Origin of the sequence: Mesorhizobium sp. M7A.T.Ca.US.000.02.2.1 (assembly GCF_003996995.1) — a bacterium.
Taxonomy (GTDB): domain Bacteria; phylum Pseudomonadota; class Alphaproteobacteria; order Rhizobiales; family Rhizobiaceae; genus Mesorhizobium.
Genome location: NZ_RZTT01000219.1, coordinates 1 through 10,342 on the forward strand (window position 1 = coordinate 1; position 10,342 = coordinate 10,342).

Here is a 10,342-nt window from a genome sequence, read left to right on the forward strand (position 1 = left end):
GCGTAATGCCCGGCAGGTAGCGTGGATTTTCGCCACGGTCGATCGCGGCGACGAGCAACATCCAGGCCGCGCTCGACGGTGCCGACTGCGTGCTGGCGGTGACGCCGGCCCAGTCGCTGCGGACTACGCTGGCGGCAGCGAAGGACCATATGCCGGCCGGTGTCCCGCTGGTTCTGTGTGCCAAGGGCATCGAAAGCGAGACCGGCGCCTTGCTGTCGGCGATTGTCGAAGAAATCCTGCCGCTCAATCCGGTTGCCGCTCTGTCGGGTCCGAGCTTCGCCACCGACGTCGCCCGCGGCCTGCCGACGGCCGTTGTGGTCGCTGCCCGCGACGAGGCATTGGCCGCCGATCTCGCCGCCCGCTTTTCCGCCGAAAACCTGCGCTGCTATTCGAACGACGACCTGATCGGCGTCGAGATCGGCGGCGCCTTGAAGAACGTCTTTGCCATTGCCGCAGGTGCCGTCACTGGCGCGGGTCTCGGTGCCAGCGCCCAGGCCGCCATGGTGACGCGCGGCTTTGTCGAGCTGCGCCGCATCGGCGCTGCCTTCGGCGCCAGGCCCGAAACGCTGATGGGGCTTTCCGGCCTTGGCGACCTGCTGCTGACCTGCTCGTCCACCCAGTCGCGCAATTTCGCCTATGGCCTGGCGCTCGGCCAAGGCAAGCCGCTTGCCGGATTGCCGCTCGCCGAAGGCGTGCCGACGGCGGCGATCGCTGCCCGCATCGCCACCGAGCGCAACATCGACGCGCCGATCATTGCCGCCGTCGCCGCCATACTGGACGGTGCCATCACCGTCCGGCAGGCTGTGACGGCCTTGATGACCCGCCCGCTGAAGACCGAAACCAACGATTGATCCCCACGACTTTGAACGATCAGGAGAAAAAGATGCTGTTTGCTGTGATTTGCAAGGACAAGCCCGGAAGCCTGCAGGTGCGCCTCGACACGCGGCCCGAGCATATCGCCTTTCTCGAAGGGTTGAACGGCGACAAGAAGCTGGCCTTCGCCGGTCCGTTTCTTGATGCCGAGGGCAAGCCCAATGGCAGCCTCGTGGTCGTCGAAGCGTCCGACCTGGCTGGCGCCCAGGCTCTTTCGGCGGCCGACCCCTACGCCAAGGCCGAGCTGTTCGAAAGCGTCGAAATCCGCCCGTGGAACTGGACGTTCAACAAGCCGGCAGCTAGTTAAATCCCGGTCGCCCGCGCGACTCCAAGGAGGAGAAAGACATGAACTACTGGCTGTTCAAATCCGAGCCATTCAAGTTCTCCTTCGAGATGCTGAAGGCCAAGGGCAAGGCCGGCACGCAATGGGACGGCGTGCGCAACTACGCCGCGCGCAACAACATGAAGGCGATGCAGATCGGCGATCTCGGCTTCTTCTACCATTCCAACGAGGGGCTGAACGTCGTCGGCATCGCTGAAGTCTGCGCGCTTGCCCATCCCGACACCACCTCGGACGATCCGCGCTGGGAATGCGTCGACATCCGCGCCGTAAGGGATGTGCCGAACCCGCCGACGCTGGAGCAGGTCAAGGCCAATCCGAAGCTTGCCGACATGGCGCTGGTGCGGCTGGGCCGGCTTTCCGTGCAGCCGGTGACGACGGCCGAGTGGAAGGAAGTCTGCCGCATGGGCGGCTTGACGCCGGCTCCGTGACGGCGCTGACGCCCAACAGCGCCAGGCAATTCATTCTTGACAACACGGCGCTGATGGCGCCGCCGCACGTGCCGGAGATACTGCTTCATCTTGCCGACGAAGCGCATGATTTGTGGCAGCGGACCGAGGATGAGCTGGTCGAGATCGGCCTGCCGCCACCTTTCTGGGCTTTTGCCTGGGCCGGCGGCCAGGGCCTTGCCCGCTATGTCCTGGACAATCCCGGCACGGTGCGGGGCAAGCGCGTGCTCGACTTCGCTTCCGGCTCCGGCCTTGTCGCCATCGCTGCCGCCAAGGCAGGTGCCGCCAAGGTGACCGCAGCCGACATCGATCCGTTCTGTGCCACCGCGATCCGGCTCAACAGCAAGATCAACGGTGTCGGGACCGAATTCCTCGGCACGGATTGCATCGGCACCGATGCAGGTTGGGACGTGGTCCTGGCCGGTGATGTTTTCTACGACGAATCTTTCGCGGACCGGCTGATGCCATGGTTCGCAACGCTGAAGGCGCGCGGCGCCGAAATCCTCGTCGGCGATCCCGGCCGCTCGTATATGCCGAAGGCAGGGCTGGAGCCGCTTTCTGTGTATGAAGTGGCCGTCACGCGGGCGCTGGAGGATGCGCTGGTCAAGCGCACGACGGTCTGGCGGCTCGCTTGACGCGATCGCCGAACAGGCGTTCCATCACATACAAATCAGAGGGGGAGCTCATGGATTTTTCAACAGTGAACTGGCTGGCGGTGGTCGCTGCCGCGATCGCCGCGTGGCTGTTCGGCGCCGCCTGGTACATGGGCCTGAGCAAGGCGTGGCTGAAGGCCGCCAAGCTCGATCCAGCGACGATGAAGAAATCGCCGCTGCCCTTCGTCATCAGCTTCATCGCCGAACTGGTCATGGCCACCATATTGGCCCTGGTCGTCGGCGCGATGACCGGCGGCGAGCCGACATGGATCGCCGGACTTGTCTTCGGCTTCGTGCTCTGGCTGGGTTTCGTCGCCACGACGCTCTCGGTCAATCACCGCTACGAGAATTTCGGCTGGGACCTGACCCTCATCGACGGCGGCCACTGGCTCGGCGTGCTGCTGATCATCGGCGCCGTGATCGGCTGGTTCGGCGCGGCTGCAACCTGAATCAAAGGCAGTAGGGCAGTAAGGCAGTAGGGGAATAGGGGGCAGACGGCACCGACGCCTATCCCTACTGCCCTACTGCCCTACTGCCCTACTGCCCTACTGCCCTACTGCCCTACTGCCCTACTGCCCTTTGTCCGTGGTCCGCGTCTTGGCGACTTCCTCGAGCATCCATTCGCGAAAGGCGACGATGCGCGGATCGGCGGCGGTATTTTCGGGATAGACGAGGAAGTAGGCGAACTCGGGCGCCACCCGCAGGCCGAGTTCGAAAGGCTGCACCAGCCTGCCTTGGGAAAGGTCGTTCGCCACCATGGCGAAATCGGCGAGCGCAACGGCATTGCCGTCGAGCGCTGCCTGGACGGCATCCGTGGAGTTGCCGAAGACGACGGTCCGGCTGTCGTCGAAATCAGTGATGCCGGCCGCCGCCATCCACATCCGCCAGTTCGGCCACGTCACGCCTTGCCGCGACCATTCGATATGCGCAAGCGTGTGGTTGAAGAGGTCGCGCGGCTCACGCAGCGGCGGACCGGACGTCAAGAGGCTCGGGCTGCACACCGGAATGAGGATGTTGTCGAACAGCCGGTGGGTGCGAAGACCCGGATATTTGCCGGCGCCGAAACGGATGCCGACATCGATGTCATCGAGTTCGAAATCCCGCACTTCATAGGCAATGTCGAATCGCAATTCGATATCTGGGTGATGCTTGCGAAAATCGTCGACGCGTCGCATCAGCCATTTTGACGCGAACTGCGCGTCGAGCGTTACCTTCAAAAGGGCGGTGCCGCGCGCCAGCTTCTGCGCCCGCGAAACGGCCCGGCCAAGCAGGTCGAGCGCGTCGGCCGAGGCGTCGAACAGCCCCGTTGCCGCCTCGGTGAGCCGGATGGTGCGGCTGGTGCGTGTGAACAGCACCAGCCCGAGTTGATCCTCGATTTCCTTGATCTGATGGCTGACGGCGGCCGGTGTCAGGCCGAGCTCGTCGGCGGCGCGGGTGAAATTGAGGTGCCGGGCCGCTGCTTCCAGTGTCCTCAAGGCACGAGTCCCGGGCAGAAGACGAGCCATCCTATCCTCAAATAAAACTTGATGATCCAGAGAAAACTACTCGTTTCTCGCAGGGATTTCAATCTGGCATCATCCATCTATCGAAACATCATCAAGCCGGATTTGATATCCGGGGAGAACGGAGCACACCATGTCCATCATCGTTTTGAATTCATCGACACCTCGCCCGGCCTGGCTGGGCGAAACTCTCGACTGGCTGCGTCACGCCCGGGCCGCGATACGCCTCGCCCGCCGCGACATTGCCTACCAGAACGTCGAGGATCTCTCCGATCGCCAACTGCGCGATATCGGCGGCGAGCGCCGTGACGTCGCTCGCGCAATGGACAGGGAGCTTGGCCGGCTGGGCCTGCTCGACATCGGCTGGCAGAGACCGCGAAGGTCAGGGAATAGGCAGTAGAGGAAAATTTAAGCCAGCGCCGACAGGTAGCCTACTGCCTACTGCCTACTGCCTACTGCCTACTGCCTACTGCCTACTGCCTACTGCCTACTGCCTACTCCCCTACTATCTCACCACCCTCACCACCGTCCGGTCCGACAGCAGTGGCAGCAGCCGCGCCATGGTTTGCGCCGTGACAGCCACACAGCCTTGCGTCGGCGTGAAGCCGGGGCGCGCCAGATGGAAGAAGATGGCGCTGCCGCGCCCGCGCCGGCGCGGCGACAGGTTCCAGTCGAGCACAAGGCAGGCGTCGTAGAGCCGGTCGTCGCGCCGCATGCGTTCGTGGCTGGCGCCATAGGGTATCTTGACCGGCCTGTTGTAGTTGCGGTCGTCGGGCACTTCGCACCAGCCCAGATCGGGCCCGATCGGCGTCATCGCCAGACGGGTCCTGCGGCCGCTGGAGAACTGATCTCCCCGGAAATACCCCGACAGTATCCGCATCGCGGCCAGCGGCGTGGCGCCATCGCCTTCGCGCTTGCCGGCCGAGATGCCACCGCGCCCCAACGCACAGGCAAACACCGTTTTCCCGGCCTGCAGCAGGCCCTGGCTTGGATGCCCAGGCCTCGCCCGCACGGTCAGCACACGCAGCCCTTTTCGCAAAATTGCGCCGGCTGCATTGCGATCGTGTTTTTTCTTGTATGATCGTGCCACGGAACAAATCACTGTGAACGGCTGTTGCGCCGGTCAGCTTCCGCATAAACAGGCAGCGGTCAACTGAATTTTCTTTTCAAAACAACGGATTGATCCATGACTTCACGCACCATACTGATCGTCGACGACGATGACGACCTGCGCGGCACACTGGTCGAGCAATTATCCCTTTACGAGGAATTCGACGTGCTGCAGGAATCGACTGCGGCAAAAGGTGTCGCCGCAGCGCGCGGCGGCCTCATCGATCTGCTCATCATGGACGTCGGGCTGCCCGACATGGATGGCCGCGAAGCGGTGAAGATCCTGCGCAAGGGCGGCTACAAGGCGCCCATCATCATGCTGACCGGCCACGACACCGATTCGGATACGATTCTTGGCCTCGAGGCCGGCGCCAACGACTATGTGACGAAGCCGTTCCGCTTTGCCGTGCTGCTGGCACGCATTCGGGCGCAGCTGCGCCAGCATGAGCAGAGCGAGGACGCCACCTTCTCGGTTGGGCCTTATACTTTCAAGCCCAGCCAGAAACTGCTGCTTGACCCGCGCGGTGGCAAGGTGCGGCTGACGGAGAAGGAAGCCTCGATCATCAAATATCTTTATCGCGCCGACCAGAAGGTGGTGACGCGCGACGTGCTGCTCGAGGAAGTATGGGGCTACAATTCCGGTGTCACCACGCACACGCTGGAAACCCATGTCTACCGGCTGCGCCAGAAGATCGAGCGCGATCCTTCCAATGCGGAAATTCTTGTGACAGAAAGCGGCGGCTACAAGCTGGTTCCTTAAACATTTCATTATCCAATGAGCGGTCGGGCGGGGCCGCTTTCGGGTACGATCCAGTTGGAGGGTGGTTTGGATCGAACTCGCAGAGGAGGAGTCGGACTGTCGGTTCGGGGACATAGCTAGATGGCGCTGGATGACGACATCCGCGTCCTGTCCGCCGTGAGGCTCTTCGAGGGCTTCACGCAGGAACAATTGCGCCTGCTCGCCTTTGGCGCCGAGAACACCAGGCTGATTGCCAACCACAAGCTTTATCGCGAGGACGACGAGGCCGATTCCGCCTATATCGTCGTCAGTGGGCGCATCGTGCTCTACCGGGAGCAGGGTGGTGAACGCATTCCGATTGGCACGGCAGGCCCCGGCACGATCCTGAGCGAACTGGCGTTGATCGCCGACACCAACCGGTTGACCAGCGCCTCGGCCGAGATCGATTCGGAAGTGATGCGTCTCAGCCGCAAGATGTTCCGCCGTATCCTGGAGGAATATCCCGAGATCGCGGTCAAGCTCCACCAGCGCATCTCGGAGGAATTTCAGGCGATGATCCGCCGCATCGAGGAACTGGCGCCGCGCTTCTCCGGCTGAAGGCTGCCCGCCTGCGAAGCTGTTGTTTCGCGGCCAAAGGCGGAAGCGCGGCAGCGCTTTTCAACGACATTGGCCGCGATGAACTGATCGTGGCGCACTGCGGCCGAAGCGGGAATCGCCAAGGTTCGTTCATCCGGACGCCCGGATCCAGGGGCAAGGGTCCGTTGACAGGCCCGAGGTGAAATCCTAAAGCACCCTGAAGGCGGCCGGCACAGCAGGCGCCATCACCACCAGGCTCCTGGGGGGAGCGAGCCATGCCGTCAGGGCGGTACGAGACGATTATCTTGTATTCCCGCAATGACGCGTTCGGCGACGGATTGATCCGGATTCCGGCTTTGCGCGCCGCCAGAACGGCATTCCCCGATAGTTTCATCGTCTACGGAACCACCCGGTCGTCGTCCCTTGAACATAGCCTCAATCGCCATGCCGGCCATTTGGTCGATGCGATCAATGTGCGGACGCCCCTGGCGCGCCTGGTCGCCGATCACCGCAAGGGGAAGGGGCGATTGGCCGTTGTCGATTTCCGCATCTCGGCGCGTTGGCTGCTTCAAGCCTCGGCATCACTGCTCGGCCGCGGCATCGCCTATGAGGCAAACTTTCCGGCTTTCGCCCTTTCCTGGCGCCTGGGCCAAAGGCCTGAAGCACGACCCGGGCACAATGCCTGGCGCTACCACCGCCTCATCGAGCGCCTTGCCGGCAAGCGGCTGCCTTTCGACCATCGGCTGGAGCCTGGCCCGGCCGCGCGAGCGGCGGCCAGGAGCCTTGCGGACGGCAAGCATGCTCCGTTGATCATGATCGCGGCGCACGGCAGCGCCAGCAAGCGCATGTCGGCGGATCAGGTTGCCGCGATCGCCGACAGCCTGATCGCCGACGGGGCGAACCTTCTCTATGTGAAAACCCCAGGCGATGGTCCTGATATGGCTGAACTGGCTCAGCGCGTGCCGAAGCTGCGGCTTGTCGATTCCGCCGCGATCGAAGGTGTCGATATCGGTGACATCTTGCTGGCGCTCGGCGAGTTTGCCGATCTTTACATCGGCGCCGAAGGCGGTACCGCACATCTCATGGCAACCGTGATGACGCCGATGGTTATCCTCAGTGGCGGCGCCAACATGGCCCGTTGGAGGCCGCTTTCGAACTGCGTGGACGTGATCGAATCCCGCCATGCCAGTCCGACCGGCCTGGTCGCCAATGTGCCTGCGCCGACAATCATCGAAGCGGCGCAACGGATGCTGGCGACGCGCCGCCGCGACCATCCCCATCTGCCGGATCTCGCTGACTGTCAGCCCAGCAATTTCGCGACAACGACATGCATGAAGACTTGAAGCGCGCCGTTTGAACTTGAATTCATTTGGTCGCGCTTCGAAGCGCGTTGAGATTCAGGTCGGCCATTTGCAGGCCAGCCTCACCTGAACATCGACGCCATGGTACAATGGGTTAGGTGGGGCGAAGCGCTGCAACCATGTTGACCACCGGCACAATGCAGGCGGAGTTCTCGGCGCCAGATCTGGCGGCCGTCGTACTTTGGTTCCAATGGAGTTCCTCTCAGTCCTCAATGAGAATAGCAAATGCCAGAGAACAACGCGCTGAACACAAAGCATGGCGGCGAATGGACGATAGCCTGGCGCTTGGTCATACTGGCGGCGAAGGCGATTAACGTCGCGATGCTCTTAGCCGCTCTGTTCGTTGCGCAGATTCGTGGTCTGGACGCGTGGATCTTTTATCGAGATCCATCTGCGGTCGCCGAAGTCGGCTTCTATACAGGGTGGATTTCGTCCCTGGGTGCTTCACTGTGGATCGGCTCCGGCGCGGTGACCCTGTTTGCTGGCCTGCTCACGCACCGATGGGATTGCACGTTTCTCGGCGGCCTTACCCTGTTCCTGGGGCTCGATGACCTGTTGTTGATCCATGAGGACGTGCTCCCCATGGTTGCGATACCAGAGATCGTTGCGATGATTGTCTACGCCGCCGCCGGGTTGTTCTGGTTCTTTCGGCTGCGACGGAAGACATTCGACGGCACGATCGTCTTTGTGGCCGCAGGCTTCCTGCTCGCGCTGTCGGCATCCATCGACCAGATCGGAGATCTGTTTCCCACCCCTGGTTCTGCGGCAGCCATCGCCGAAGACGTCGTCAAAGAGCTTGGCATCTTCCTTTGGGCGGCAGGTGCCGTTGGGTACGCGGCGATGGTGACACGATTGGGCCGTCCGTGGGTGGATCCAGCCGACTCCACCTCCGCCGACTGACTGCCGCAGGCCCGCATCTTCGACCAGACTTGAGCAATTCTAGGAAAAGTGTGAAGCGGTTTTCCGTCTAGAATTGGGTCTACAAAGAGTTAGAGCAGCTCGCCGTTTCCATGAAACGGTGAAATGCTCTAGTCCAGATCGAACCGCGCGATGACAGGCACATGGTCCGACGGGCGCTCCCAGCCGCGCGCCGGACGCAGGATCTCGTAGCCGGAAAAGCTGGGCACCAGGTTTGGCGACGACCAGACGTGGTCGAGACGACGGCCGCGATTGGACAGCTCCCAATCCTGCGCGCGATAGCTCCACCAGGTGTAGAGCTTCTGCTCATGCGGCACGTTGAGCCGCATCAGGTCGACCCAGTCGCCGGCGCGGCGCATCGCCTCGAAATTTTCCGTCTCGATTGGCGTGTGGCTGACCACGTTGAGCAATTGCTTGTGCGACCAGACGTCATGTTCGAGCGGGGCGATGTTGAGGTCGCCGACCAGCACCGAGCCGGACACCTCGTCATGTTCTGCCCGGATGGCATTCATCTCGGCGACGAAGTCGAGCTTGTGCTTGAACTTCCTGTTGATGACGGGATCCGGTTCGTCGCCGCCCGCCGGAACGTAGAAATTGTGGAGCAGGATCGCCTTGCCGCCGGCCCGCACCGTCACCGAGAGGTGCCGGCTATCCTCGATTTCGCAAAAGCGTCGCTTTTCGACCACCTCGATCGGCCGCCGAGCCACGGTTGCTACGCCGTGGTAGCCCTTCTGGCCATGGAAGGCGATGTGCTCGTAGCCGAGCTTGCGGAAAGCCTTTTCGGGGAACAGCTCGTCGGGAACCTTGGTTTCCTGCAGGCACAGCACGTCGGGCGCATGCTCGACGAGCAGGCGCTCGACGATCGGCATGCGCAGGCGAACGGAGTTGATGTTCCAGGTGGCGATGGACAAGGGCATTGGCAATCCAGGACAGCGTGCGACCGGCCAGAACCGATGGGCCCCGGCGGGGAAGACGCCTTTCGACGGAGTCAGTCCGGGAAACTGCCAGCCGCAAGCCGCAAAGACAAGCCGGGCCACGCCCGCTGAGGCGTGACCCGGCGCTTTCCACAGCTATTGGTGCGATTGGCCTAGCGCGCCTTGTTGGTGTTGAGCTCGCGGTTCGCCGTGTAGTCGATGGCGAAAGTATCCGGCGCGAAGCTGACGCCTTCCTTGGTGTTGAAGATCATCACCGTCGTGTCCTTGCCCTGCGCGTCGGTGATCGTCCACTGCCGCAAGTCGAAGGTTTTCGGATCGAACATCATGGTGATCTTCGAATTGCCGAACACCGATTTGTCGGCGAGCTGGATGGTGGTGAGGTCATCCTCCTGCTTGACGCTTTTGACGCGGTCGCCGGAGAGATCGATCCTGTTGTCGAGCAGCAGCTTCAAGGGTGTCTTCGACAGCGGATAGAGATCGGACGTGTTGAGCCTCTTGTTCAGGATGACCACCGACTGGCCGTCTGAAATCACCCGGAAGTTTGAAGAGCCGTCGTAGTTGAAGCGGATCTTGCCTGGCCGTTCGAGGAAGAACTTGCCGCCGGTCTGCTCGCCCTTGGGGCCGAACTGCACGAATTCGCCGCTCATCGATTTGACCGAGGAAAAGTGGTCGGCGATCTTCTGCGCAGCGGTCGGCACAGCCGCCTGCGCCGAAGCCAGCACCTGGAAGCCGGGCACCGCGTTGAAGGCTGCCGCCCCCGCAAACGCCAGGCCGAGGCCCAGCAACTGACGCCGGGATGGAGCAAATGTGCTGAGCGCTGAAAGATCGTTTTTCATGTCGGTCACTCTCATCTGATTCCTGAGTTGTTCTGTGCTTGGACCCCCAG

The 10,342-nt window shown here is 62.4% G+C and carries 13 protein-coding genes and 1 pseudogene; 10 read left to right on the top strand and 4 right to left on the bottom strand.

All coding sequences use genetic code 11. The features are described from left to right. Positions 1-41: 41 nt before the first annotated feature. The 5 genes and pseudogenes from EOD15_RS20175 to EOD15_RS20195 form a co-directional block, all read left to right on the top strand. Positions 42-851: pseudogene (locus EOD15_RS20175) on the top strand (NAD(P)H-dependent glycerol-3-phosphate dehydrogenase); the annotation flags it as partial. Between the two features lie 32 nt (positions 852-883). Then, positions 884-1,180: a YciI-like protein gene (locus EOD15_RS20180; protein ID WP_127323048.1), complete on the top strand. Its 297-nt coding sequence runs from the start codon at positions 884-886 to the stop codon at positions 1,178-1,180. Positions 1,181-1,218: 38 nt separating this feature from the next. After that, positions 1,219-1,644 carry an EVE domain-containing protein gene (locus EOD15_RS20185; protein WP_027037395.1) on the top strand — a complete coding sequence of 142 codons (426 nt, stop codon included), beginning with the start codon at positions 1,219-1,221 and terminating at the stop codon, positions 1,642-1,644. After that, entirely contained in the window at positions 1,641-2,297 is a 657-nt protein-coding gene (locus EOD15_RS20190) for a methyltransferase (protein ID WP_127323049.1), read from the top strand. Before EOD15_RS20185 ends, EOD15_RS20190 begins: the two co-directional genes overlap by 4 nt. Before the next feature lie 50 nt (positions 2,298-2,347). Then, positions 2,348-2,764, top strand: a complete 417-nt coding sequence (locus EOD15_RS20195; RefSeq protein ID WP_127323050.1) for a DUF1761 domain-containing protein — start codon at positions 2,348-2,350, stop codon at positions 2,762-2,764. A gap of 120 nt (positions 2,765-2,884) precedes the next feature. On the opposite strand, the gene gcvA is transcribed toward EOD15_RS20195, so the two are convergent. Continuing rightward, a complete protein-coding gene (gene gcvA, locus EOD15_RS20200; protein ID WP_127408763.1) occupies positions 2,885-3,820 on the bottom strand; it encodes a transcriptional regulator GcvA in 936 nt (311 codons plus the stop codon). Between the two features lie 130 nt (positions 3,821-3,950). On the opposite strand from gcvA, the gene EOD15_RS20205 reads away from it, so the two are divergent. Beyond that, positions 3,951-4,217 (top strand): hypothetical protein, encoded by a 267-nt coding sequence (locus EOD15_RS20205; protein WP_127319564.1) that lies wholly within the window; start codon positions 3,951-3,953, stop codon positions 4,215-4,217. 105 nt (positions 4,218-4,322) lie between these two features. Here EOD15_RS20205 and EOD15_RS20210 read toward each other — a convergent pair whose 3' ends face one another. Then, complete coding sequence (locus EOD15_RS20210) at positions 4,323-4,859, bottom strand: L,D-transpeptidase (protein ID WP_174800339.1); 537 nt, start codon at positions 4,857-4,859, stop codon at positions 4,323-4,325. Between the two features lie 144 nt (positions 4,860-5,003). Between EOD15_RS20210 and EOD15_RS20215 the strand changes: the two genes are divergently transcribed. From EOD15_RS20215 to EOD15_RS20230, 4 genes are all read left to right on the top strand, one after another. Next, entirely contained in the window at positions 5,004-5,687 is a 684-nt protein-coding gene (locus EOD15_RS20215; RefSeq protein ID WP_013528898.1) for a response regulator transcription factor, read from the top strand. Positions 5,688-5,807: 120 nt separating this feature from the next. After that, entirely contained in the window at positions 5,808-6,263 is a 456-nt protein-coding gene (locus EOD15_RS20220) for a cyclic nucleotide-binding domain-containing protein (protein WP_023811239.1), read from the top strand. A gap of 284 nt (positions 6,264-6,547) precedes the next feature. Further along, the gene (locus EOD15_RS20225) at positions 6,548-7,585 is read left to right on the top strand and encodes a glycosyltransferase family 9 protein (RefSeq protein ID WP_164893170.1); all 1,038 of its coding nucleotides are present in this window, start codon (positions 6,548-6,550) and stop codon (positions 7,583-7,585) included. A 243-nt stretch (positions 7,586-7,828) separates the two neighbouring features. Then, positions 7,829-8,503 carry a hypothetical protein gene (locus tag EOD15_RS20230; protein ID WP_127319568.1) on the top strand — a complete coding sequence of 225 codons (675 nt, stop codon included), beginning with the start codon at positions 7,829-7,831 and terminating at the stop codon, positions 8,501-8,503. 128 nt (positions 8,504-8,631) lie between these two features. Here the strand turns inward: EOD15_RS20230 and EOD15_RS20235 are convergent, their stop codons facing one another. Together EOD15_RS20235 and EOD15_RS20240 are read right to left on the bottom strand one after the other, a co-directional pair. Next, a complete protein-coding gene (locus tag EOD15_RS20235; RefSeq protein ID WP_127319570.1) occupies positions 8,632-9,438 on the bottom strand; it encodes an exodeoxyribonuclease III in 807 nt (268 codons plus the stop codon). A 170-nt stretch (positions 9,439-9,608) separates the two neighbouring features. Continuing rightward, positions 9,609-10,292: an outer membrane lipoprotein carrier protein LolA gene (locus tag EOD15_RS20240; RefSeq protein ID WP_127267333.1), complete on the bottom strand. Its 684-nt coding sequence runs from the start codon at positions 10,290-10,292 to the stop codon at positions 9,609-9,611. Positions 10,293-10,342 lie beyond the last annotated feature (50 nt).